Raw genomic sequence first — 23,262 nt, 5'->3', positions numbered from 1 at the left:
ATGCAACTCGATGGTGTGCTGTTCTTTCCGGTGACCCCGTTCGACAGCGAGGGGAACATCGCGTACGACGTGCTCGCCGAGCACGTCAAGCACGGTGTCTCCGCCGGGCCGGGCGCGGTGTTCGCGGCCTGCGGCACCGGCGAGTTCCACGCGCTGGAGCTGGGCGAGTTCGAGCGGGCGGTCGCGGTCGCGGTCGAGGCGACCGCGGGCAAGGTGCCGGTGTTCGCCGGCGCGGGCGGCTCGGTCGCGCAGACCAAGCAGTTCGTGCAGGCGGCGGAACGCGCCGGTGCCAACGGCATCCTGCTGCTGCCGCCGTACCTGGTGACCAACCCGGCCGCCGGCCTGGTGCGGTACGTGGCCGAGGTCGCCGGCATCACCGAACTGCCGATCATCGTGTACCAGCGCAACAACGCGCGGTTCACGCCGGAGACCGCCGTCGAGGTGGCGCGGATCCCGAACGTCGTGGGCCTCAAGGACGGCCTCGGCGACCTCGACCAGATGCAGCGCGTCGTGCTGTCGGTCCGTGCCAACGTTGACAAGCCGTTCCAGTTCTTCAACGGCCTGCCGACCGCGGAGATGACGCAGCTCGCGTACCGGGCCATCGGCGTCGAGCTCTACTCGTCGGCGGTGTTCTGCTTCGCGCCGGAGATCTCGCTCGGCTTCTACAACGCCGTGCAGTCCGGTGACACGAAGCTCGTGAACCGGTACCTGTACGAGTTCTACAAGCCCCTGGTCGAGCTGCGGGACAAGGTTCCCGGCTACGCGGTCGCCCTGGTGAAGGCCGCGGTGCGCGCGAACGGCCTCGAGGTCGGCGGCGTGCGCCCGCCTCTGGTCGACCCGGCCGACGAGCACCTGGCCGCCCTGGACGAGATCATCGCCGCGGGCAAGGCCCTGCTGAGCTGAGAGGGCGTTCGGAATGAAGATCACCGAGATTGTCCTGACACCGATCGCGTTCCGGGACCCGCCGCTGCTCAACTCGGCCGGCGTGCACGAGCCGTGGGCGCTGCGCACGATCGTCGAAGTGCACACCGACGAGGGCATTTCAGGGCTGGGGGAGACCTACGGCGACCTCGGGCACCTGGAGCGCTCACGGTCCGTTGTGGACTCCCTGATCGGCCTCGACGTGTTCGCGCTCAACGAGATGCACGCGCGCGTCGCCGCGGTGCTCGGCGGTAAGGCGGGACCGGACAAGCACGGCCTGACCGGCAAGATCACGGCGGAGAGCACCGTCGACCGCGTGTACTCGCCGTTCGAGGTCGCGTGCCTGGACATCCAGGGCAAGGCGCTCGGACGTCCGGTGCACGACCTGCTGGGCGGCGCGGTTCGTTCCTCGGTTCCCTACTCCGCCTACCTGTTCTACAAGTGGGACGGGCACCCCGGCGCCGAGCCGGACGAGTGGGGCGAGGCGGTCGACCCCGCGGGCATCGTCGCGCAGGCGACGAAGATGATCTCGCGGTACGGGTTCGGGTCGATCAAGCTCAAGGGCGGTGTCTTCCCGCCGGAGCAGGAGATCGAGGCGATCCGGGCGCTGCGCGAGGCGTTCCCGGACCACCCGCTGCGGCTCGACCCGAACGCGGCCTGGTCGGTCGAGACGTCACTTCGGGTCGCCGCCGAACTCGACGGCGTGCTGGAGTACCTGGAGGACCCGACGCCGGAGATCTCCGGGATGGCGGAGGTGGCCGCGAAGGCGCCGATGCCGCTGGCCACCAACATGTGCGTGGTCGCGTTCGAGCACCTGCGGCCGTCGGTGGAGCAGGACGCCGTGCAGGTGTTGCTGTCGGACCACCACTACTGGGGCGGCCTGCAGCGGTCGCGTCAGCTGGGGATGATCTGCCAGACGTTCGGCATCGGCCTGTCGATGCACTCGAACTCGCACCTCGGCATCTCGCTGGCCGCGATGACGCACCTGGCCGCGGCGACGCCGAACCTGAACTACGCGTGCGACACGCACTACCCGTGGAACGCGGCCGACGAGGTCGTGGAACCGGGCGTGCTGTCCTTTGTGGATGGTGCGTTGCAGGTGCCCTCCAGTCCTGGGCTCGGTGTGTCGCTGGACCGCGACGCGCTGGCACGCCTGGCGGAGAACTACGTTCGTTGCGGCATCACGTCTCGTGACGACACGGGCTACATGCAGAAGTTCGACCCGAGCTACGAGAGGAAGCGTCCCCGGTGGTGAAGTCGGTTGTCCACGCCTACCCGTGGGACCTGATCGGAGATCCCGAGGCCGTCGCGCGGTACCGGGACCTGGGGGTCGGCGCGATCGCCCTGGCCGCGTCGTACCACACCGTGCGGGCGGCGACGCCGCTCCACCCGTCGCATCGTCTCGTCGACGCCCGGCACGCCGCGTTCTACCTGCCGGTGCGCCCGGAGAAGTACGGCCGGCTGGTGCCCGCCGAACCGTCCTGGGTGGACGGTCCGGACTCGTTCGGTGACGCGGCGGCCCTGGTTCGCGCCGCCGGGCTGCCGGTGTACGCGTGGACCGTGCTGACGCACAACTCGCGGCTGGGTGACCTGCACCCGGACGTGACCGTGGTGAACGCGTTCGGGGATCGCTACCCGTACGCGTTGTGCACCGCGCAGCCCGACGTCGTCGAGTACACGTCGGTGCTGGTGTCCGAGGTGCTGGAACTCGGCGCGCCGGACGGGATCGTCCTGGAGGCCTGCGGGCCGCTGGGGTTCTTCCACGGCGGGCACCACGAGAAGACCGACGGCACGGACTGGAACGCGGTGCAGCAGAAGCTGTTGTCGCTGTGCTTCTGCTCTGCCTGCACCGCCCTGTACGCCGACCCGGATGCCCTGCGTGAAGCGGTCCGGGCCGGGGTCGATCGCGGTGCACCCAGCGTTGAGGAAGCGTTGGGTGCTCTCGCGGACGACGTTCAGGCCGTGCGCACCGGCGTGGTGCGGTCGTTGCGGCAGAGGCTGGTCGGCGAGATCCGTGCCGCCGCGCCTTCGGTCCGGGTCGGCATGCACGTCACCGCGGACCCCTGGGGCACCGGGCCGTTCGCGACCGTGGCCGGTGGTGTCGGCGCGGACGTCGACGTGCTGACGACGATGTGCTGGCCCGGCCCCGACGTCGCCGTGCCCGGCATCGAGGCTCTTCGCGCGGCCGCTCCGGACACGCGGATCGCCGCGTACGTGCTGGGGTTGCCGCCGAAGCCGGCCGACGGTGCGGCGTTGTCGAAGGAGTGGCTCGCCTACGCGGACGCCGGTGTGGAGGAGTTCCACCTCTACCACGGGGGTCTCGCGTCCGCTGCACGGCTGGAAGCTTTGCGAGAGGCTGTAACTGCCGTTAGCCGGTAACTGTGAAGAGAAGTCCCAAGAGAGTCACTGCAACCCGTTGTGACCGCGGTTCCGTCCTCTTCACATGAGGCACATAGGAACCGTAGTTGGCACTGGCGCCCTGCTGCTCGTCCTCTCGGCCTGTGGCAGCGCGCAGAACGCGGGCACCGGAGCAGGTGGCGGTCAGGAACTGCCGACCGCCACCTCGTCCTCCGAGATCCCCCCGAACACCGCACCCGGAGAGATGCCGCCGGACGGCAAACCGGTGACCAAGCTCGACGCGAACGCCCTGCTGCCGGACCAGCCGCGCACGGTGTGGACAGTCGGCGACGGGAAGACCGTCGGAGTCATCGCTCAGGAGGGCGGCTGCGGCAAGGCGAGCGCGTCCGTGCTGGAGCAGAACGCTTCCACGGTGAAGATCGAGCTTCTCGAGACGCTGCCGCTGACCAAGCAGATGTGCACGATGGACATCCGCTTCCCCGCGGTGACGGTGCAACTGTCCGAGCCCCTCGGTGAGCGCACGGTCGTGCTGACGTCGCGGCAGGAACAGAAGTAGACCTTCCTCCCCCCACGGTGCCCGGCCGGCATCTGCCCCCGCCGGCCGGGCATCTCCCTTCGGTGCCCCGCGCGGTCCGCGAACATTCGACCGGACAAGCCGCAGGACATTTAACAGGGACTTCTTGTCCCGGTTTGCGAGGATGGAGCGCATGAGAAACGCCGTCGCTGCCGTTGCTCTCGCCGTCGTGCTCGTCGGCTGCTCGTCCGGCACGCAGTCGAGCGCGCCCGGCTCCAGTTCGTCGGGCACCTCACCCACGGCGACCACCGCGCCGGGCTTGAGCGGCACCCCGGGCTCGTCCGGCGCCAACCCCACCGCGCCCGTCCAGCCCCCGGTCTCCATCTCGGAGGAGAAGCCGGTCGTCCCGCCCAACGTCACGCCCGTGGCGAAGGAGAAGGTCGACACGACATCGTTGTCAGACACCTACCGCGACGAGGCCTACGTCTTCGGCGACGGCCGCGACATCGAGGTCTTCGGCGTGGGCGGCGGCTGCAAGGAAGCACGCGCCGAGATCGCCGGCCAGTCCGCCGACGTCGTCCAGATCACGCTGGTCACCATCACCAAGCAGCCTCCCGGCACCGTGTGCACGCAGGAGGTCCGCCAGGTGCCGCTGACCGTCCGCCTGGACGCGCCGCTGGGGAACCGCCGCCTCGTGCTGGAGGCGCGTGAGGAGACCGGCTGACCCGTCGCTTCCGGCAGGGCCTGGCTGCGCACCACACGCCCTCGCGCGCAGCCAGGCTCCCGGACCGGTCGACCGATGCTCACCATCGGTGGGCAGAAGTTCAGGACCACGCTGAGTTCACACACAATCAGTTGTTTTCGCCGTGGCGAGGAAAACACTCGCCGATGAAGCCGTGTGGGCTGACTGGTCTATTGTCCGAAATGAGACCTTCCGCGACCATGGTGCGGCACGCGTTTGTACGTGACTCGGGTCTGGGGGACCATGAGAAACATCAAGCCGGTTCATTTGGCGATTCCAGTCGTGTTGGTATTGGTCGCGGGCGGCACGCCCGCGTCGGCGGACATCACGGAGATCGGCGAGAAAGATCGAGCGCATCTGCTCTCGCTCTCCGGTCGTTATCTGCAGGATCGGGCCGATCGGCTCGCACAAGACGTTCGGAAGGCGGACCTGACCTCTGTTCCGGTCTCCGTTTCGCTCGACTCGAGACTGGCGGCGGACCGTGACGCGATCGATGAGCGCCGCGCGTTGTTGAAGCACGCCAACGGCGGGCACAAAGCGGCCGAAGTGGCGGTTCTCGCTCCGCGGGTCGACAGGAGCGGGGTGCGCGCGACGGTCCGGTTCACCGAACACACCAAGCTGTATTTCACCGCGCCCTCGCCGGGCGGTCCGCTGTACGAGGAGTACGGCCTGGGCCGGGAGCTGACCTTCGCGCTCGAGTCCGGTGAGTGGCGTCTGGCAGGGCTCGCCTCCGGCATCCGTCCTGGTTCGCTCGCTCCGGACACCGAGCCCAACGCGCCGGGAGCGATCAGGTCGACCGCGCCGAAGATCGGCAGTGTGGGCCCGCGCTCCTCCGCCACGACGCGGCCGAGCGCGGCGCAGCTCGCGGAGGCGGGGACGAAGGTGGTGGCGAAACCCGGCCTGGACGGGTCCGGCGTTTCCGCCTCCTACGACTACGCCGCGATGCTCAACTACGCCGTCCGCTACTGGGGGCCGACGAACAACGAGTACAACCAGGCTTACCGCACATATGGCGGCGTCGGTGGCGACTGCACGAATTTCCTTTCCCAGATCATGGGTGCCGGCGGATGGACCACAGTGGGTTCCTGGCCCGGTGACGACCGCACGGATGATTCGAAGTGGTTCTACGGAGACTTCACGTGGACGACGAGTTACACGTGGGCGGCTGCGGAGAACTGGTACTGGTTCGCATTGCACCGCTCGCAACGGACGTCGTTCGTCGACAACGTCTGGAAGCTGCTCGTGACCGACGTGCTGCAGGTCGACTTCGACCGCGACGACAACATCAGTCATTCGATGTTCGTGAGCGACCGGGTCGGCAATGGTGAGTGGGCGAGTGAACTCTGGCTCACCTACCATTCCAGCAACGATCACAACGAGCGTGCGAAGCCGCTCAGTTCCTTCATCGCGACCTATCCCGACTCCTGGTACTACGCACACCGGACCTGAGAATCGAGGACCATGCGCGCACGCGCCGGCCGGAGCCTGCAGGGGGTGATCGTCGCCCTCGCGGGCTTCGGCCTGCTCGCCGGATGCGGCGGACAGGAGACGGGAGCGGAGTCGCCAGGTGCCGCGGTCGACGCCTACGTGATCGCTCTCAACACGAAGGACGCCGCCGCGCTGGAGAAACTGGCGACGCCCGGCAACAACGCGGCCGCCGACATCAAGCAGCGGTTGGACGCCTACGGGGGCAAGGACATCAGGCTGGAGGAGAAGAACATCTCGTCCGACGTCGCCCAAGACGTCGCGAGCGCCCAGCTGCGCGGACGAACGGCGAGCGGCGCGTACGAGGAGAGGCTGACCCTGACCGTCAAGGACGACCGCTGGCACGTGGTGCTCGGCTCGGCGCGGCCCGATCCGGCCAAGCCGACGGCGGGGACGTCCCCGGGCTAGGGACGTCCCCGCCGTCGTGACCTACTTGCGGAAGCTGATCTGCAGGGTCGGGGTCGACGTCTCCGCGAAGAAGTCGTTGCCCTTGTCGTCGACCACGACGAACGCGGGGAAGTCCTCGACCTCGATCTTCCAGACCGCCTCCATGCCCAGTTCGGGGTACTCGAGCACCTCGACCTTGCGGATGCAGTCCTGCGCCAGCCGCGCCGCCGGGCCACCGATCGAGCCCAGGTAGAAGCCGCCGTGCGACGAGCAGGCGCTGGTGACCTGCTTCGAGCGGTTGCCCTTGGCGAGCATCACCAGCGAGCCGCCCGCGGCCTGGAACTGCTCCACGTAGGAGTCCATCCGGCCTGCGGTGGTCGGGCCGAACGAGCCGGAGGCGTAGCCCTCGGGCGTCTTGGCCGGACCGGCGTAGTAGACCGGGTGGTCCTTCATGTACTGCGGCATCTCCTCGCCGGCGTCGAGGCGCTCCTTGATCTTGGCGTGCGCGATGTCGCGTGCCACGACCAGCGGGCCCGTGAGGGACACGCGGGTCTTCACCGGGAGCTTGGTGAGGATGTCGCGGATCTCCGTCATCGGGCGCGTCAGGTCGATGTTCACGACCTCGTCGGACAGGTCCTCGCCCTCGATCTCGGGCAGGAACTGCGCCGGGTCGCGCTCCATCTGCTCCAGGAACACACCTTCGGCCGTGATGCGGGCCTTGGCCTGGCGGTCGGCCGAGCACGAGACCGCGATGCCGACCGGCAGCGACGCGCCGTGGCGGGGGAGACGGATGACGCGCACGTCGTGGCAGAAGTACTTGCCTCCGAACTGCGCGCCGATGCCGAAGTTCCGCGTCAGTTCCAGGACCTGCTGCTCGAGGTCCGTGTCGCGGAACGCGTGGCCCAGCGCCGACCCCTCCGACGGCAGGTTGTCGAGGTAGCGGGCGGACGCGAGCTTCGCGACCTTCAGGTTCTGCTCGGCGGACAGGCCACCGACGACCACCGCGAGGTGGTACGGCGGGCAGGCCGCGGTGCCGAGTGAACGCAGCTTCTCGTCCAGGAACGTCGCGAGGCGCTTCGGGTTCAGCACCGCCTTCGTCTCCTGGTAGAGGAACGTCTTGTTCGCGCTACCGCCGCCCTTGGCCATGAACAGGAACTCGTACACGGGCTCCTGGCCGGGCTTGTGGAACACCTCGATCTGCGCGGGCAGGTTGGTGCCGGTGTTCTTCTCGTCCCAGAACGTCACCGGGGCCATCTGCGAATAGCGCAGGTTGAGCTCCTGGTAGGCCTCGAAGACGCCGCGGGCCAGCGCCTGCTCGTCGTCGCCGCCGGTCAGGACGGTCTCCGAGCGCTTGCCCATGATGATCGCCGTGCCGGTGTCCTGGCACATCGGCAGCACGCCACCGGACGCGATGGCGGCGTTGCGCAGCAGGTCCATGGCGACGAAGCGGTCGTTGCCGGACGCCTCGGGGTCGTCGATGATCTTGCGCAGCTGGGCGAGGTGCGACGGGCGCAGCAGGTGCTGGATGTCCCGGATCGCTTCCTTCGCGAGCAGCGTGAGCGTCTCGGGTGCGATCTCGAGGAACTTGCGGTCACCGGCCTCGATGAGCTTGACCCCGTCGGAGGTGACGAGGCGGTACTCGGTCTCGGTGTCCTTCGCGAGGGGGAGGACGTCGGTGTACTCGAATGTGGTGGGCACGGGGTACACAACTCCAACGGTGTGCAGTTCGGATCAGAAAACCGTACCGCCATCAAAGGGACGTTCTGGTCCCCGTCCACCGTGTTCTTCGCTACGGCCCCGCGAACCACCCCGGGAACGCGGAAGGCCGGGGCGGCCCCCGGCCGTCCCGACCTTCCTTCGCGTGCGAACCCGACTCACGACGGGCGTCGCGTGGCTCTGGTAACGCCCGACCGTGCCGTGAGTTGAGTCACAAGTCAATACTGCCGACCGGGTGAGACCCGACCGTGACTACGCCTGGGACTACGCCTGGGACTACGCCTGGGACTACGAGGCGTAGGCACGCAGCTTCGCGGCGCGCTCGCCCTGGCGGAGCTTCGACATGACCTCGCGCTCGATCTGGCGCACCCGCTCGCGCGACAGGCCGAACCGCTTGCCGATCTGGTCGAGCGTGCGCGGCTGGCCGTCCTCGAGGCCGTAGCGCAGCCGGATCACGGCCTGCTCGCGCGGCTCCAGCGTCGCGAGGACGCGGCGCAGGTCGTCCTGCAGCAGCCCGGAGATGACGGCGCTCTCGGCGTCGGTCGCGTCCGAGTCCTCGATGAAGTCACCGAGGGGAGCGTCCTCCTCCGTGCCGACCGGCATGTCGAGCGATACCGGGTCACGCGCGTGGTCGAGCAGGTCCGCGACCTTGTCCGGGTTGAGGCCGGCTTCCTTCGCGAGCTCCTCGTTCGTCGCCTCGCGGCCGAGCGTCTGGTGCAGGTCGCGCTTGATCCGCGCGAGCTTGTTCACCTGCTCGACGAGGTGGACGGGGAGGCGGATGGTGCGGCCCTGGTCGGCCATGCCACGCGTGATCGCCTGGCGGATCCACCACGTCGCGTACGTCGAGAACTTGAAGCCCTTGGTGTAGTCGAACTTCTCGACTGCGCGGATCAGGCCCAGGTTGCCTTCCTGGATCAGGTCCAGCAGCGGCATGCCGCGGCCCGTGTAGCGCTTGGCCAGCGACACGACGAGACGCAGGTTGGCCTTGAGCAGGTGGTCCTTGGCGCGGCGGCCGTCGCGGACGAGCTCCCCCATCTCGTCGCGGCGGGTCGGCGTGAGGCGCTTGGCCGTCTCCAGGACGTGCTGCGCGAACACACCTGCCTCGATGCGCTTGGCGAGCTCCACCTCCTCTTCGGCGGTGAGGAGCGCGGTCTTGCCGATTCCGTTCAGGTAGACTCGAACGAGGTCGGCTGCTGGTCCTTGCGCGTCGAGTTCGTGCTCGACGACGGCGGGCGTGTTCTCTCCGACTTCACGGTCGGAGATCCTCGTGACGGTCATGGATCTCCCTCCCCCTGGTGCGGGCGACGCTGCTGTCGGTCAGGACAGTCGCGCGTGGCGGTCAAGGCGGCGCGGCGGTGCGCCCTGGTTGCCGGTTGCGGCGGGCCCGCTCGGGATCCCATCGCTAGCTGGCTGATACCTGGGTAACGAAGACGATTCCGAATTCGTTCCCGACTTCCATGACCTGAAGACGTCACCACTGTCACAGCGGTTGCGCGACTAATCTGAGGATTGGCTGAGAACCGTTTAGTCAGAGCTCGACGATCACCGTGAACGGACCGTCGTTCACGCTCCGTACCTTCATCTCCGCCCTGAATCGTCCCGTTTCGACGCGCGCGCCCTTTTGGCGTAGTTCCTGCACAACGGCGTTCACCAACGGTTCCGCGTGCTCGGGCCGGGCGGCCGCCGTCCAGGACGGACGGCGGCCCTTGCGAGTGTCCCCGTACAGGGTGAACTGGCTGACGACCAGCAGCGGAGCACCTGTCGACTCACACGACCGCTCGTCGTCGAGGATGCGCAGGCCGTGCAGCTTCTGGGCCATTTTGCGAGCGTGCTCGTCCGTGTCGTCGTGATGGACGCCGAGCAGCACCAGCAATCCGGGCTCGTCGATCGCGCCGACGATCTCCCCTTCGACTTCGACACTCGCTTCTGTGACGCGCGCCACAACTGCTTTCACGCGGGAATCAACATTCCGTGCCGGATGAGATCACGAACGATCGGCAAGGCGGCTTCGGCGTCGATTTCCCCGTAAGCGAACTCGAGCAGTGCGAGCAGGTCTTCCAGCGGCAGGGCGCCGTTGCAGCCGGCGACGAGCTTCGCGGTCGCCTCGTCGACCTCGTGCTGCCAGCCGGGCCCGTCGGTGCGGTGCAGGCGCGCCACGACCTTGCGCCAGCCCTCGTCGCCCGGCTCGGACACCTCTTCGAGCAGCACGGTGTCGGCGACCCGGAACCGCTGCCCCAGCAGATCGGGGTTCGCGCGGAGCCACGCGACGTTGTCGAGCCAGCGCGCCGCCTCCGGGCCCAGCGGGTCGTCGTAGGCGTGGCGCAGGTCCTCGCAGATGACCTGCGAGTGCATCTCGTCGGTGCGTCGCAGCGTCACGTAGCCGAAGCCGACGCCCTGGACGTCGTTCTCCTCGAACCAGTCCAGCCACGCCGCGGCCTTCTGCCGGCCCTCGGGGCTGCGCGGGTCGACGCCCGCGTCCTTGAGCCACGTGCCGACGTACAGGGCGGGCTCGGCGATGTCGCGCTGCACGAACCACGCGTCGATGCCACCACGCGGCAGCCAGCCGGAGACGCGCTCCTCCCAGTCCTCACCCTTGCGGTGGACCCAGGACGCGAGGAGCTGGCCGACGCCGCCCTCGTTGAGGAACGCGGGCAGCTGCCGGACGACCAGCGCCGACGCGTCGTCGCCGCCGAGGCCGGAGTCGCGGTAGACGAAGTCCACGCGCGGCGGGCCGACGACGAACGGCGGGTTGCACACGACGTGGTCGAACCGCCGGTTGCGGACCGGCCCGAACCACTCGCCCTGCAGCGTCTCGACGTCGAGTTCGTTCATCCGGAACGTGCCCTGCGCGAGCCGCAGCGCCCGCTCGGACAGGTCGGTCGCGGTGATCTTCTGAGCGTGCGTGCTCGCGTGCAGCGCCTGGACGCCGCAGCCGGTGCCGAGGTCGAGCAGCGTGCCGACGGGCGTGCGCTTGGTCGCGCGGGCGAGGCTGATCGACGCGTGGCCGACGCCGAGCACGTGGTCTTCGGGGACGGCTCCGCCGCGCAGGTCGGAGTCGAGGTCGGCGACGACCCACCAGTTGTCCTCGTACGGCCGCACGTCGAGACCGGCCTTGAAGTCCTTCCCGTCAAGAACAGGGGTGAGGATCTCGTTCTTGACGGCGTCGTCGATGTCGACGCCTGCCAGCGCGGTGCGGACGTCCTTCTCCGGCTCCTGGTCGCCGAGCAGGAACAGGCGGATCAGCGTGCCGAGCGACCCGGCGTCCTTGCTCGCCCGGCGGGCGGGCTCCGGTTCGCCGCGGCCGAGCGCGGCGTGGGCCTGCGGGCCGAGCGCGTCGACGACGCCGTCCGCGGTGTAGCCGGACTCGAGGAAGGCCTCACGCAATCGAGCGCAGAGATCAACAGAAAGATCGGGGTGCACGGGTGGAGATGCTTTCACGCCCTGCGATTCACCGTGAGTTCTGGAGGGTGATCTGCAGGGCGATGGCCATCGCGAGCCGTTGGTCGGGATCGTCGAGGGGGAGTGGCGTCACCTCGGACATCTTCTGCATGCGGTACCGCAACGTGTTCGGGTGCACGTTGAGCGCCTTGGCCGCCGCCCGCGCGTCGCCCTGAGCCGCGAGCCACGCCCTCAACGTCGCCGCGTACTGCGTCCCGAACTCGGCGTCGTGCCGCAATATATTGGATATCGGTCCGCGGGTGGGCAGTCGTCCGGCCTCGGCGACGGCGGCGAGCCGGAGCAGCAGGACCTGCGCCCACGCGTCGTCGTATACAACCGGTGTACCGGTGGAGAGCGCGAGGCATTCATCGGCTTCCTGCCGTGACAAGGGCAGCTGCGTCGCCTCGGCCGGACCTCCGATGCCTGCCAGCACCGTCGCTTCCGCTGGAAGCTCTCGCACCAGTGAACGCACCCACGCGACGGCGTCGTCGGAGGCCGGGATGACGGTGTAGAGGACGTTGCCGAACAACGCGCTGCGCCCAGGCCGCGACCAGCCGAAGCCAGCGGTGGCCCGTTGGAACGCGAGCACCGCCGCGCCGTGCTCACCCTCGCCCGCGTGCGCCTGCACCGCGATCACCCGCAGGTCGGCCGACGGGAGCCCGAGGCGCGCGACGTCGGCGGACTCGGGCTGGTCGAGAAGCCTGATCACCAGATCGGCCTCGGCCTGGCGTTCGAGGTCCGTCGACGCCCGCGACCGCAACAGGTGCAACGCCGCCGTGCGCGCGCCGTCGACCAACGCGGCACTCCGAGCGGCGTCGACGGGCCCCGTCACCTCGACCCAGACCGACCCGAGCAGCTCACGACCCGCCCGCACCGCGGCGACGAGCCGGTTGCCCAGCTGCGGGGTCAGCTTGGGCACGAAGATCGGCTCGTCCGACGACGCGAGGTGCGTGAACACCCCGAACTCGTCCAGCGCCCTCCGGGCCTCCTCCGGCACCCGCCGCCCGAGGATGGTCTGCACGCGCACGGGGTCGACGTCCTCCTGCCGGTAGGAGTACGCGAGCACGCGGGACTGCTGGTCCTCGATCGTCACCGGCCCGCCCACCACACCCGCGATCACGTCGGCGAGCCCGAACAGGTCCCCGGTTCGAGTGCCGCCGTTGACCAGCGTCTGCGTGACGTTCGCCAGCTGACTCCACGGCACGGACGGATCCACGAGCAACACGGCCGCACCGGACTTCTTGGCCGCGGCGATCACCCGCTCGTCCAGCGGCGGCCTGCCGTGCAGCACCACCGCGGACGCCACCGTGGAAGACACCAGACGCACCGCCGCGGCGACCGACGGCGTCCCGAGCCCGAGAAGTACGTCTCCCGCGGCCGCCGGCGTGTTTTCCGCCGGATCGTTCAGGGCAACCCCGCGGAGTTCGGCGTCGCGTCCCCTCGGTGCGCAGGCCAGATGCGTGCCCAGACTGCCGAGCACGTCCACGAGGCGATCAAGGGCGACCACCCGCGGATGTTAACCGCCGACCGGCTGTCCCGGGCGTCACTCGGACGTGGGACCATAGGGCACGTGGAGGTGGTGTCGTGAGCAGTCCCGACCGGAACGACACCCCGGTGTTGATCACCGAGGCGGCCCCGTCCTACGAAGAACAGCACGCCGCCCGGCGCAAGAAGTACGCGATCATGATGAGCCTGCGCTTCCCGTGCCTCATCCTCGCGGCTCTGTTCGCACACACCTGGTGGCTCGCCCTGTTCTTCATCGTGCTGTCCGTGCCGTTGCCGTGGATGGCCGTGCTGATCGCGAACGACCGTCCGCCGCGCAAGGCCGAGAAGGCCAGCCGGTACGAGGTCGAGCGCCGCGCCATCACGCAGAAGAGCACCACCGTCATCGACGGCTGACCGCCGAACCCACCCGAACCGGACCGGCGTCCCGCGTCGTCCACACCTTTGCAACGACTCTTTGGACTTCGTCTGCAAAGACTCGTTGCAAGGGCACACGCCCGCGCCCGTCTCGCCTTTGCAATGAGTCTTTTGACTTCGTCCGCAAACGTTTTTTGCATCCGGCTGAACGGTCAAAAGCTCACGAGCTGCGGCGATGAGCGGAGCGGACGTGCGGCGAGCGAAACCGATATATCAGTTGGGGCTGATATATCGGCTCACGTCGAGCTAGCGAGGCGGTTGGGCGCCCACGACGCTGACCGCGCGAGATCCCGCCCGGACACCGCCGAGAAGGGCGTCGTGCTTGGACGCCCCGGACAGCCAGGCCGCGAGGAAGCCCGCGTCGAAGGCGTCACCCGCACCCGTCGAGTCGACGCACTCGGTGACTTCAGCGGGGACCGAGACCAGCTCGTCCGCGTCGATCCACGTAGCGCCGTCGGGCCCCGAGGTCATCACCACGGCGCCGACGTGGGAGAGCAGCGACTTCGCCGCGGACGGCTCCGAGGAACCGGTGAGGGCGAGGAGTTCGTCGGCGTTGGGGAGCAGGAAGTCGACGCCGCGCACGTCCTCCAGGAACGCCTCCGCCGAGTGGATCAGGGCGGCGGCCTGGGGGTCCACGGACGTCGTCCAGCCCGCGCCACGGGCAGCTTCGAGCACGGCCAGACCGGCGGGCCGCGACGTCGCGTCGAGCAGCACGTAGCCGGAGAGGTGCAGGTGGCCGGAGGGTGCGGCGAGCAGGCCCGGGTCGAGGTCGGCGGGGGAGAAGCGAGCGTTTGCGCCCCGATCGGGGAGCATCGAGCGCTGGCCCTGCTCGTCGACCAGGACGACCACGCAGCAGGTCGCGAGGTCCGGGTCCACCGCGAAGGCGCACTGGACGCCCGCCGACGTCAGTTCGGCGTGGACCTGACGGCCCGCCGAGTCCGCGCCCACGCGGGCCACCAGGACCGGCGAAGCGCCGCAGGCCGCGAGCCAGACGGCCGTGTTGGCGCCGGCGCCGCCCGGCTCGATGGTCACCTTGGCGCGGACGTCGCCGCCGTGGGCGATGGGGCCGGTGTGGCGGGCCACCACGTCGAGGCCCGCGTCACCGACGACGACCACCGGCCTCACTGGAAGCGCTCGCCAGAGAGTGCAACGGCGACCGCGGCGGCCACCGAGACGTTGCTGACGACGAGTTCCTCGTTGGCGTCGAGGCTGACGCCCTCGCTCGCGGTGTGGAAGTGCTCCAGCAGGACGGGGGTGACGTCCTTGCCGCGCACGTCCCGGTCGACGAGCTTCTGCAGGCCCTCGGCGAGCAGGCGGTCGTGCAGGTCCGCGTCCATCTCGTACGCGGCGGGGATCGGGTTCGCGAGCAGCATGCCGCGACCACCTGCCGCGAACACCGCGGCGGCCTCGGCCGGGGTCTCGACGCGCCACGAGAGGTCGAACTCCGACTCGCGGCGGTAGAAGGCCGGGAAGCGGGAGGTCTGGTAGCCGACTACCGGCACCGAACGGGTCTCGAAGACCTCCAGGGTCGCGCCCATGTCCAGGATCGACTTCACGCCCGAGCAGACGATGAGCACCGGAGTCGTGGCCACCACGTCGAGGTCGGCGGACACGTCCCACGTCTCACGCGCGCCGCGGTGCACGCCACCGAGGCCGCCGGTGCCGAACACGCGGATGCCGGCCTGGTGGGCCAGCGCCGTGGTCGAGGCCACGGTCGTCGCGCCGCTGCGGCCCAGTGCGTAGGCGGGGCCGAGGTCGCGCAGCGAGAGCTTCACGAGGTCGCCCGCGGTGCAGACGCGGTCGAGCTCCGAGGAGGACAGACCGATGCGCGGCACGCCGTCGAGCACCGCGATCGTCGCGGGAACCGCACCGGCCTCCCGCACCACCTTCTCCAGGCGTGCGGCGACCGTCAGGTTGCGCGGCGCGGGCAGGCCGTGGGACAGGATGGTGCTCTCGAGAGCGACGACGGGCCGGTTCTCGGCCAGCGCGGTGGCAACTTCATCAGCGATCTGCAGCGTGGTCACGAGGGGACATCATCCCAGGTACCCTGGGCGCGTGAGCACCCAGACTCTTCCTGAGGTCGACGTACGGCCGGACGAGACCGACCAGTCCTCGGACGACGCGCCGAAGATGTTCCACTACGTGCGCAAGGCGAAGATCGCCGAGAGCGCCGTGATGGGCACGCACGTGGTCGCGCTGTGCGGCGAGGTCTTCCCGGTCACGAAGTCGCCGAAGCCCGGTTCGCCGGTGTGCCCGGACTGCCAGAAGATCTACGAGAGCCTTCCTCCCGGCGGCGACGAGTAGGTCGGGCCCGCCAGCTTGCCGACACCCGCCGTCTCGGGCTCACCCGAGACGGCGGGTGTCGCTGTCTCGAAACGGCCTAACCGCGCTGCTTCTCTTCCTCGGACTCGGGCGAGGGCTTCTGGATCGGCAGCGGCGAGGTCAGCTGCGTGTCCGCGGGGGAGGGCGCCGAGTAGCCGTTGCCGCTCTCCTGCTTGGGTGCGGCGGCCTCGGAACGGATGCGGGACGCCGCGCGCTCCATCTCGAGCCTGCGCCAGCGGCGGCGCTGGCGCCGCGTCATGCGCGCGGGCCACATGTCCTGGATGGCGCTGTTGAAGTACGCGCCGATCGTGATCGCCAGGCCGATGAAGAACACGAACAGCAGGAACGCGATCGGGGTCGCCAGCGCGCCGTAGGTGTAGCCGGTGGTGGTGATCCACTGGATGTACAGGCGCAGGCCGATCGACGACAGGATGAAGAACAACATCGCGAGGACCGCGCCGGGCAGCACGCGGTGGTACGGCAGCCTTCGCGGTAGCGCGACCTTGTAGAGCAGCGACAGCGAGAGCACCAGCAGCAGCGCGACGCCGGGGTAGTAGAAGCGTCCGACCCAGGTCTCGATGTAGGGCTGCCACGACGTGGGGAAGAACTGCGGCAGGACGTCCGGGCCCAGCGCCAGCACCGGCAGGCCGATCACCAGCGCCACCAGCGACACCAAGTAGAGCAGCAGCGCGAAGAACCGTTGCCACACCTCGTTGCGCACGCCGTACTGGCCGTGCGCGACCGTGATCGCGTCGACGAACGACGACATGGCCGACGAACCCGCCCACAGCGAGATCAGGAAGCCGATGGAGACGATCTCGCCCTTGCCGGTCGAGAGGATCTCCGCGACGGTCGGCGCGATCACGCCGTTGACGACGTCCGCGCTGAAGATCGTCCGGGTGAACCCGATGATCTTCTCCTGGACCGAGAGGACGATCTCGGGACCGAACCAGGTGCCGATCCAGCCCATCGATCCCAGCACGCCGAGCAGCAGCGGGGGGAACGACAGCGTCTGCCAGAACGCGGCCTCGGCGGCTTCTGAGAAGATGTTGCCCTGCCACGCCTTCGACAGTGTGCGCGCGAGTAGGCGCAGCGGCCCCTTGCGGCCGGACCTGCGTGGTGCGTCGTTGTCGGAAGGCGAACCCATCGCAGTGACAAGCATGGTGCATACCGCCACGTTTCGCGGCATCGACGCTCGGAACAGGTACAGTCGCAGTGCCCTCGGCCACGGTCCGCCTGAGGGTATTGCCATGTTTGACCTGCATAAATGAGGAGAAACACGTCTGTGACAGCGACAGCAGCAATGCGACCGCTGCGGGCATGGCAGCGGCGCGCGCTGACCAAGTACCTCGCCGTCAAGCCCAAGGACTTCCTCGCCGTCGCGACGCCGGGAGCGGGCAAGACGACCTTCGGGCTCCGGGTCGCCGCCGAGCTGCTGGCCGACCGGACGATCGAGACGATCACGATCGTCACGCCCACCGAGCACCTCAAGCACCAGTGGGCGAAGGCCGCCGCCGAGCAGGGCATCCACATCGACTCGAACTTCCGCAACACCAACGCGATGACCTCCCGCGACTACCACGGTGTGGCCGTCACGTACGCGCAGGTCGCCGCTCATCCGACGCTGCACCGGGTGCGCACCGAGAACCGCAAGACGCTCGTGCTGCTCGACGAGGTGCACCACGGAGGCGACGCGAAGTCGTGGGGCGACGCGATCCGTGAGGCGTTCACGCCCGCGGTGCGCCGTCTGTGTCTCACGGGCACGCCGTTCCGCTCGGACGACTCGCCTATCCCGTTCGTCACCTACGAAGAGGGTTCCGGCGGCTTCAAGACGTCCAAGGCCGATCACACGTACGGGTACTCCGACGCGCTGCGCGACGGCGTGGTGCGGCCCGTGCTCTTCCTCGCGTACTCGGGCGAGGCGTCGTGGCGGACGAGTGCGGGCGAGGAGTACACCGCCCGTCTCGGCGAGCCGCTGACCCAGGAGCAGACCACGCGGGCGTGGCGCACGGCGCTGGACCCGGCCGGCGACTGGATGGCGTCCGTCCTGCGCGCCGCCGACCAGCGACTGACGCAGAAGCGGGAGAACGGCCTGCCCGACGCGGGTGGCCTGGTGATCGCCACCGACCAGACCGTGGCGAAGGCCTACGCGCAGGTGCTCGAGCGGGTGACGGGCCAGATCCCCACGCTCGTGCTCTCCGACGACCCGAAAGCGTCCGGCAGGATCGCCGAGTTCGCCGCCACGAACGAACGCTGGATGATCGCCGTCCGCATGGTGTCCGAGGGCGTCGACGTGCCCCGGCTCGCGGTCGGCGTGTACGCGACGTCGTCGTCGACCCCGCTGTTCTTCGCGCAGGCCATCGGACGCTTCGTGCGCAACCGGAAGCCCGGCGAGACCGCCACCGTGTTCGTGCCGTCGGTGCCGGTGCTGCTCCAACTCGCGTCCGAGCTGGAGGCCGAGCGCGACCACGTCCTGGGCAAGCCCCACCGCGAGAAGGACGGCTGGGACGACGAACTGATGGCCGCGGCCAACGCGGTCAAGGACGAACCGGGCGAGGACGAACGCGCGTTCACGGCCCTGGGCACCACGGCTGAGCTCGACCAGGTGATCTTCGACGGCTCGTCGTTCGGCGCCCCGACCCAGGCGGGTTCGGAGGAGGAGCAGGAGTACCTCGGCCTGCCCGGCCTGCTGGAACCCGACCAGGTGCGCACCCTGCTGCTGCAGCGGCAGGAGGAGCAGATGGCCATCGCGGCCAAACGCCCCAAGCCCGAGGTCGCGGTGCGCGAGGCGAGGCCCGTGGGCGTGCAGGAACGCCTCACGGCCCTGCGCAAGGAGCTCAACACCCTCGTCGCGATGCACCACCACCGCACGAAGAAGCCGCACGGCAAGATCCACAACTCGTTGCGCGAGTACTGCGGCGGACCGCCGACCGCGATGGCCACCATCGAACAGCTCGAGGAACGGATCGCGACCCTGCGCTCCTGGTGACCGACGTGTCAGGAGCGGGTGACTGCGACGGCCAGCGTGTCGTAGGGAGTGGTGAACCCGCCGCCGAGTGCGTCGATCGCGCCGCCGACGGCCCCCAGGAGCCTGGCCGTCTGGTCGGCGCCGAGCAGTGAGATCGGGGCCATGGTGAGGATCAGGTCGAGGTACTCGGCGGTCGTGTAGGCCTGCTGCCAGCTCGCCCGCCACTGCTGGGCGTCGGTGAACGCGCCGGTGGCGACGAACGCCTCGCCCGTGCGCACACACCCCGCCCGGTAGAACTCGAACGCCTCGTCACGGGAGTGGCCGACGCGCAACGGGGCGTTCGGCTCCACCTCCTGGTAGGCGTCGGCGAAGGCCTGGGCGATCGGGTCCGGCGGCGCGAACACGTGCCACAGCGCCACGAACACCCCGCCGGGCCGCAACACCCGCGCGACCTGCGCCGGACCTGCCTCGGGGTCGACCCAGTGCCACGCCTGCCCGGCGACGACGGCGTCGAACTCGCGGCCGGCCGGGTCCCAGGCCTCGAACTTCGACACCTCGGCGCTCACCCCCGTCGAACGGGCGAACTCGGCCATGCGCTCGTCGTGCTCGATCCCGAGCACGTCCAGCCCCGCGGCCTGGAGCTGGCGTGACAGGACGCCGGTGCCGCAGCCGACCTCGGCGATCCGCGGCCCGGGGCTCGCGGCGACGAGCTTCTCGATCAACGCCTGCGGATAGGCCGGGCGGGTGCGGTCGTAGCGCGCGGCTTCCGCGCCGAAGGAGTTCGCCAGCCTTTCGGCGGCTTCCTTGTCGACGGTCATGCACCCAACCTAGGGGTGTCCAGCAGGTAGCCGTCGAGTGTTCGCCGCGGGCGACATCCGATCTGTCGCCGCTGTAATCGGTAGCGCGGTGGTAACGCTCTCACGACTCTCAGTGACTAAATTTCGCCAGGGTTACCGCATCGTTGCGACTTAATCGATCCAGTGTGGTTCCGGTCACGCATATGTCGGGCATACGTTGTGCGCCACAACATTCTCTGTGACACAGCGCAGTGAAAGGGATGGCGGATGCGCAGCAAGACTCTCGCTTCCATCGCCGTGACCGCGGGCCTCGCCCTGGCAGTCTCGGCATGCGGCGCCAACACGTCCTCCAACACCGGAGGCAGCACCAACACGAGCACTGGCAGCGGCACGGGCGCGAAGGTCGGCGTGATCCTGCCCGAGACCAAGACCTCCGCCCGCTGGGAGAGCTTCGACAAGCCCCTCCTCGAGGCCGCTCTGAAGGCCGAGGGTCTCGACCCCGACATCCAGAACGCCCAGGGTGACGTCCAGAAGTTCAGCACCCTCGCCGACGGCATGATCAACAACGGCGTCAAGGTCCTGATCATCGCCACGCCCAACAGCGAGGTCGGTGCCTCCGTCGCCAAGAAGGCGCAGGCCCAGGGCATCCAGGTCATCGACTACGACCGCCTCAACACCGGTGGCACCTCGTCCTACTACGTGTCGTTCGACAACGTGAAGGTCGGCGAGCTGCAGGGCCAGGGTCTGGCCGACGCGCTCAAGGAAGCCCCGCAGGGCGCGAACGTCATCGAGATCGAGGGCGCGCCGACGGACAACAACGCGACCCTCTTCGCGGACGGCCAGAAGAAGATCCTCAAGCCGCTGTACGACTCGGGCAAGCTCAAGCTCGTCCAGTCGCAGCCGATCGACGACTGGGACAACCAGAAGGGTGGTCAGGTCTTCGAGCAGATCCTGACCGGCAACGGCGGCAAGGTGGACGGCGTCGTCGCCGCGAACGACGGCCTCGCCGGCGCGATCATCACCGTGCTGAAGAAGGTCGGCCTCAACGGCAAGGTGCCGGTCACGGGTCAGGACGCGACCCCGGACGGCCTGCAGGCCGTCCTGCTCAAGGACCAGTACATGACCGTCTTCAAGCCGATCAAGGAAGAGGCCGAGGCGGCTGCCAAGCTGGCCGGTTTCCTCGCCAAGGGCGACACCGCGGGCGCTGACAAGCTGGCCTCCGGCGTCACCAAGGACACCAAGGCGAGCCGCGACGTGAAGTCCGTTCTCCTCACGTCGCAGCTGATCACCCGCGACAAGGTCAAGGTCGTCGTGGACGCTGGCTTCGTCAAGGCCTCCGAGATCTGCGTGGCCGCCACCCAGGCCGCCTGCACCGAGCTCGGCATCAAGTAGGACCGCTCGTGACGAGGGCGGGGTGCGCTTCTGCCGCACCCCGCCTCTCGTCACGTGTAACCACGGAGGAAACCCAGTGAGCGAGCCGATTCTCGAGCTGCGCGGCATCAACAAGAGCTTCGGCCCCGTGCACGTCCTGCACGACATCGACCTCGACGTCAACCCCGGCGAGGTCACGGCCCTCGTCGGCGACAACGGCGCGGGCAAGTCGACGCTGGTCAAGTGCATCGCGGGCATCCACCCGACCGACTCGGGTGAGGTCCTGTTCGAGGGCCAGCCGGTGCACATCAAGGGCCCGCGCGAAGCCGCGGAACTCGGGATCGAGGTCGTCTACCAGGACCTCGCGCTGGCCGACAACCTCGACATCGTCCAGAACATGTTCCTCGGCCGCGAGCGCACCAAGGGTGGCCTGCTCGACGAGACCGACATGGAGCAGGCGGCGCGCAAGACGCTCGCGTCGCTGTCGGTGCGCACGGTCAAGTCGGTGCGCACGCCGGTGTCGTCGCTGTCCGGCGGTCAGCGCCAGACCGTCGCGATCGCCAAGGCCGTGCTGTGGAACAGCAAGGTCGTGCTGCTCGACGAACCCACCGCCGCACTCGGCGTCGCGCAGACGCGCCAGGTCCTCGACCTGGTCCGCCGCCTCGCGGAGCAGGGCCTGGGCGTCGTCCTGATCAGCCACAACATGAACGACGTGTTCGAGGTCGCCGACAAGATCGCGTGCCTTTACCTCGGCCGCATGGCCGCCGTCGTGTCGACCAAGGACGTCACGCACGGACAGGTGGTCGAGCTGATCACCGCCGGTCGTTCCGGTGACCTGGGCATCGCGCGCGCCGAGGCGGCGACGATCTGATGAGTACCGAAGAGGCGAGCAGCATGACCGACACCACCGAAACGCACGAGGCGGAGGCTCCGCAGGGCGCCATCTCCGACTTCGGCATCGACACGACCTCCCGCTCCACCAGCGAAGCGATCCGGGACTACTGGTCCAGTGTCCGCGGCGGCGAGCTCGGCTCACTGCCCGCTCTGCTCGGACTGATCGTGCTGCTCATCGTGTTCAGTTCGCTGTCCGACTCGTTCTTCACCCTCGGCAACCTCGCCAACCTGCTCCAGCAGGGCGCCAGCATCACCATCATCGCGATGGGCCTGGTGTTCGTGCTGCTGCTCGGCGAGATCGACCTGTCCGCTGGCACGGCGTCCGGCGTGACCGCCTCGGTCATGGCGCTGGATCTGATCCACGGCGGCAACCTGCTCGGCGGCATGGGCGACGGCGTCTTCTACGTCTTCTGCGGCTGGCTGGTCCTGGCGGTCGGCCTCTCGCTCCTGATGCGCCTGTGGACCGGCGCCGCGCTGTCCGGCATCGCGCTGGTCATCGCTCTGCTCGGCGTACCGGCGAACGCGTGGATCGGCATGCTGCTGGCCGTCTGCGTCGGCGCGTCGATCGGCTGCATCACCGGCTACCTCGTCGCGAAGGTCGGCATCCCGTCGTTCGTCGTGACCCTGGCGCTGTTCCTCGTGTGGAGCGGCGTCGTGCTGCAGTTCATCGGCACCGGTGGCACGCTCGGCCTGCGCGACGACACGATCTTCCAGGTCGCCAACGGCAACATCGGCACCGCCGGGTCGTGGATCCTGTGCGTGCTGGCGGTCGGCGGCTACGCGGCCGTAGTGCTCAACCGGCACTTCACCCGGCTGCGCAAGGGCCTCGTGGCCCAGCCGACGGCGCTGATCCTCGCCAAGATCGGCGGCCTCGCACTGCTCGCCGCGGTCGCGACGTTCGCGCTGACGCAGAACCGGTCGCAGAGCACCCTCGTGGTGATCGCGGGCGTGCCGTACGTCGTGCCGCTGGTGCTCGTGCTGCTGGTGATCGGCACGTTCGTGCTCGACCGCACCAGCTACGGCCGTCACCTCTACGCGGTCGGCGGCAACAAGGAGGCCGCGCGCCGCGCCGGCATCAACGTGGAGAAGATCCGGATGAGCGTCTTCGTGATCGCCTCCTCGGCGGCCGCGATCGGCGCCATCGTCTACTCCTCCAAGGTCGGCTCCGTCGACCCGAACGCCGGTGGCGGCAACACCCTGCTGATGTCGGTCGGTGCGGCCGTCATCGGTGGCACGTCGCTGTTCGGCGGCAAGGGCCGGCTGCGTGACGCCGTCATCGGTGGTGCGGTGCTGGCGGTCATCGCGAACGGCATGGGCCTGCTCAAGCAGCCCTCCGCCGTCGTGTTCATGGTGACCGGTCTCGTCCTGCTGCTCGCCGCGAGCGTCGACGCGTTGTCCCGCCGCCGGGCGGCCACCGCGGCTCGATGAC

At 69.0% G+C, this 23,262-nt stretch carries 22 protein-coding genes; 13 read left to right on the top strand and 9 right to left on the bottom strand.

The genetic code is table 11. The annotated features are described in order from the left end of the window. From PV646_RS43045 to PV646_RS43015, 7 genes are all read left to right on the top strand, one after another. On the top strand, nucleotides 1–903 hold the full coding sequence (locus PV646_RS43045; RefSeq protein ID WP_500348767.1) for a 5-dehydro-4-deoxyglucarate dehydratase: 903 nt from the start codon (nucleotides 1–3) through the stop codon (nucleotides 901–903). A gap of 13 nt (nucleotides 904–916) precedes the next feature. After that, a complete protein-coding gene (locus PV646_RS43040; protein ID WP_500348765.1) occupies nucleotides 917–2,176 on the top strand; it encodes a glucarate dehydratase family protein in 1,260 nt (419 codons plus the stop codon). Next, nucleotides 2,173–3,300: a hypothetical protein gene (locus PV646_RS43035; protein ID WP_500348764.1), complete on the top strand. Its 1,128-nt coding sequence runs from the start codon at nucleotides 2,173–2,175 to the stop codon at nucleotides 3,298–3,300. The genes PV646_RS43040 and PV646_RS43035 overlap by 4 nt, the downstream gene beginning before the upstream one ends. Before the next feature lie 64 nt (nucleotides 3,301–3,364). Beyond that, on the top strand, nucleotides 3,365–3,835 hold the full coding sequence (locus PV646_RS43030; protein ID WP_500348762.1) for a hypothetical protein: 471 nt from the start codon (nucleotides 3,365–3,367) through the stop codon (nucleotides 3,833–3,835). A gap of 151 nt (nucleotides 3,836–3,986) precedes the next feature. Beyond that, the gene (locus tag PV646_RS43025) at nucleotides 3,987–4,517 is read left to right on the top strand and encodes a hypothetical protein (protein ID WP_500348761.1); all 531 of its coding nucleotides are present in this window, start codon (nucleotides 3,987–3,989) and stop codon (nucleotides 4,515–4,517) included. Nucleotides 4,518–4,817: 300 nt separating this feature from the next. Further along, the gene (locus tag PV646_RS43020; RefSeq protein WP_500348759.1) at nucleotides 4,818–5,984 is read left to right on the top strand and encodes an amidase domain-containing protein; all 1,167 of its coding nucleotides are present in this window, start codon (nucleotides 4,818–4,820) and stop codon (nucleotides 5,982–5,984) included. Nucleotides 5,985–5,996: 12 nt separating this feature from the next. Continuing rightward, on the top strand, nucleotides 5,997–6,428 hold the full coding sequence (locus PV646_RS43015; protein ID WP_500348757.1) for a hypothetical protein: 432 nt from the start codon (nucleotides 5,997–5,999) through the stop codon (nucleotides 6,426–6,428). Between the two features lie 21 nt (nucleotides 6,429–6,449). Here PV646_RS43015 and PV646_RS43010 read toward each other — a convergent pair whose 3' ends face one another. The 5 genes from PV646_RS43010 to PV646_RS42990 form a co-directional block, all read right to left on the bottom strand. After that, nucleotides 6,450–8,105 carry a fumarate hydratase gene (locus PV646_RS43010; protein ID WP_500348756.1) on the bottom strand — a complete coding sequence of 552 codons (1,656 nt, stop codon included), beginning with the start codon at nucleotides 8,103–8,105 and terminating at the stop codon, nucleotides 6,450–6,452. A 306-nt stretch (nucleotides 8,106–8,411) separates the two neighbouring features. Then, a complete protein-coding gene (locus PV646_RS43005; RefSeq protein ID WP_363854964.1) occupies nucleotides 8,412–9,401 on the bottom strand; it encodes a sigma-70 family RNA polymerase sigma factor in 990 nt (329 codons plus the stop codon). A gap of 250 nt (nucleotides 9,402–9,651) precedes the next feature. Next, on the bottom strand, nucleotides 9,652–10,077 hold the full coding sequence (dtd, locus tag PV646_RS43000) for a D-aminoacyl-tRNA deacylase (RefSeq protein ID WP_500348754.1): 426 nt from the start codon (nucleotides 10,075–10,077) through the stop codon (nucleotides 9,652–9,654). Then, the gene (locus PV646_RS42995; protein WP_500348753.1) at nucleotides 10,074–11,561 is read right to left on the bottom strand and encodes a DUF7782 domain-containing protein; all 1,488 of its coding nucleotides are present in this window, start codon (nucleotides 11,559–11,561) and stop codon (nucleotides 10,074–10,076) included. Before PV646_RS42995 ends, dtd begins: the two co-directional genes overlap by 4 nt. A 10-nt stretch (nucleotides 11,562–11,571) precedes the next feature. Beyond that, nucleotides 11,572–13,068: a PucR family transcriptional regulator gene (locus PV646_RS42990; RefSeq protein WP_500348751.1), complete on the bottom strand. Its 1,497-nt coding sequence runs from the start codon at nucleotides 13,066–13,068 to the stop codon at nucleotides 11,572–11,574. A 77-nt stretch (nucleotides 13,069–13,145) separates the two neighbouring features. Between PV646_RS42990 and PV646_RS42985 the strand changes: the two genes are divergently transcribed. Continuing rightward, nucleotides 13,146–13,460 carry a DUF3099 domain-containing protein gene (locus PV646_RS42985; RefSeq protein ID WP_500348749.1) on the top strand — a complete coding sequence of 105 codons (315 nt, stop codon included), beginning with the start codon at nucleotides 13,146–13,148 and terminating at the stop codon, nucleotides 13,458–13,460. Nucleotides 13,461–13,727: 267 nt separating this feature from the next. Here PV646_RS42985 and PV646_RS42980 read toward each other — a convergent pair whose 3' ends face one another. Both PV646_RS42980 and PV646_RS42975 read right to left on the bottom strand, forming a co-directional pair. Beyond that, on the bottom strand, nucleotides 13,728–14,597 hold the full coding sequence (locus tag PV646_RS42980; RefSeq protein WP_500348748.1) for a carbohydrate kinase family protein: 870 nt from the start codon (nucleotides 14,595–14,597) through the stop codon (nucleotides 13,728–13,730). Nucleotides 14,598–14,602: 5 nt separating this feature from the next. Beyond that, on the bottom strand, nucleotides 14,603–15,505 hold the full coding sequence (locus tag PV646_RS42975) for a pseudouridine-5'-phosphate glycosidase (protein ID WP_500348747.1): 903 nt from the start codon (nucleotides 15,503–15,505) through the stop codon (nucleotides 14,603–14,605). Nucleotides 15,506–15,536: 31 nt separating this feature from the next. On the opposite strand from PV646_RS42975, the gene PV646_RS42970 reads away from it, so the two are divergent. After that, nucleotides 15,537–15,785 carry a DUF3039 domain-containing protein gene (locus tag PV646_RS42970; protein ID WP_500348746.1) on the top strand — a complete coding sequence of 83 codons (249 nt, stop codon included), beginning with the start codon at nucleotides 15,537–15,539 and terminating at the stop codon, nucleotides 15,783–15,785. A gap of 76 nt (nucleotides 15,786–15,861) precedes the next feature. Here the strand turns inward: PV646_RS42970 and PV646_RS42965 are convergent, their stop codons facing one another. Continuing rightward, complete coding sequence (locus tag PV646_RS42965) at nucleotides 15,862–16,965, bottom strand: YihY/virulence factor BrkB family protein (protein ID WP_500348744.1); 1,104 nt, start codon at nucleotides 16,963–16,965, stop codon at nucleotides 15,862–15,864. A gap of 123 nt (nucleotides 16,966–17,088) precedes the next feature. Here PV646_RS42965 and PV646_RS42960 point away from each other — a divergent pair, with 123 nt between their 5' ends. Beyond that, entirely contained in the window at nucleotides 17,089–18,792 is a 1,704-nt protein-coding gene (locus tag PV646_RS42960; RefSeq protein WP_500348743.1) for a DEAD/DEAH box helicase, read from the top strand. 8 nt (nucleotides 18,793–18,800) lie between these two features. Here the strand turns inward: PV646_RS42960 and PV646_RS42955 are convergent, their stop codons facing one another. Beyond that, nucleotides 18,801–19,589 carry a class I SAM-dependent methyltransferase gene (locus PV646_RS42955; RefSeq protein ID WP_500348741.1) on the bottom strand — a complete coding sequence of 263 codons (789 nt, stop codon included), beginning with the start codon at nucleotides 19,587–19,589 and terminating at the stop codon, nucleotides 18,801–18,803. Between the two features lie 246 nt (nucleotides 19,590–19,835). On the opposite strand from PV646_RS42955, the gene PV646_RS42950 reads away from it, so the two are divergent. From PV646_RS42950 to PV646_RS42940, 3 genes are all read left to right on the top strand, one after another. Beyond that, nucleotides 19,836–20,960, top strand: coding sequence for a sugar ABC transporter substrate-binding protein (locus PV646_RS42950; protein WP_500348739.1), 1,125 nt, complete (start codon nucleotides 19,836–19,838; stop codon nucleotides 20,958–20,960). A 76-nt stretch (nucleotides 20,961–21,036) separates the two neighbouring features. After that, nucleotides 21,037–21,810, top strand: coding sequence for an ATP-binding cassette domain-containing protein (locus PV646_RS42945; protein ID WP_500348738.1), 774 nt, complete (start codon nucleotides 21,037–21,039; stop codon nucleotides 21,808–21,810). A gap of 23 nt (nucleotides 21,811–21,833) precedes the next feature. Continuing rightward, nucleotides 21,834–23,261 carry a sugar ABC transporter permease gene (locus tag PV646_RS42940; RefSeq protein ID WP_500348737.1) on the top strand — a complete coding sequence of 476 codons (1,428 nt, stop codon included), beginning with the start codon at nucleotides 21,834–21,836 and terminating at the stop codon, nucleotides 23,259–23,261. Nucleotide 23,262: the final 1 nt, after the last annotated feature.

The sequence above is a fragment of the Streptomyces sp. ID05-26A genome (assembly GCF_033794685.1).
In the GTDB taxonomy this organism is placed as follows: domain Bacteria; phylum Actinomycetota; class Actinomycetes; order Mycobacteriales; family Pseudonocardiaceae; genus Lentzea.
This window is presented reverse-complemented; position numbering and strand designations above follow the sequence as displayed.

Excerpts from the sequence above, each read along its gene's own strand:
- PV646_RS43005 (WP_363854964.1), bottom strand. The coding sequence starts at position 9,401 with ATGACCGTCACGAGGATCTCCGACCGTGAAGTCGGAGAGAACACGCCC.
- PV646_RS42965 (WP_500348744.1), bottom strand. The coding sequence starts at position 16,965 with ATGCTTGTCACTGCGATGGGTTCGCCTTCCGACAACGACGCACCACGC.
- PV646_RS43025 (WP_500348761.1), top strand. The coding sequence starts at position 3,987 with ATGAGAAACGCCGTCGCTGCCGTTGCTCTCGCCGTCGTGCTCGTCGGC.
- PV646_RS43030 (WP_500348762.1), top strand. The coding sequence starts at position 3,365 with ATGAGGCACATAGGAACCGTAGTTGGCACTGGCGCCCTGCTGCTCGTC.
- PV646_RS43045 (WP_500348767.1), top strand. The coding sequence starts at position 1 with ATGCAACTCGATGGTGTGCTGTTCTTTCCGGTGACCCCGTTCGACAGC.
- PV646_RS42955 (WP_500348741.1), bottom strand. The coding sequence starts at position 19,589 with ATGACCGTCGACAAGGAAGCCGCCGAAAGGCTGGCGAACTCCTTCGGC.
- PV646_RS43015 (WP_500348757.1), top strand. The coding sequence starts at position 5,997 with ATGCGCGCACGCGCCGGCCGGAGCCTGCAGGGGGTGATCGTCGCCCTC.
- PV646_RS43040 (WP_500348765.1), top strand. The coding sequence starts at position 917 with ATGAAGATCACCGAGATTGTCCTGACACCGATCGCGTTCCGGGACCCG.
- PV646_RS42940 (WP_500348737.1), top strand. The coding sequence starts at position 21,834 with ATGACCGACACCACCGAAACGCACGAGGCGGAGGCTCCGCAGGGCGCC.
- PV646_RS42950 (WP_500348739.1), top strand. The coding sequence starts at position 19,836 with ATGCGCAGCAAGACTCTCGCTTCCATCGCCGTGACCGCGGGCCTCGCC.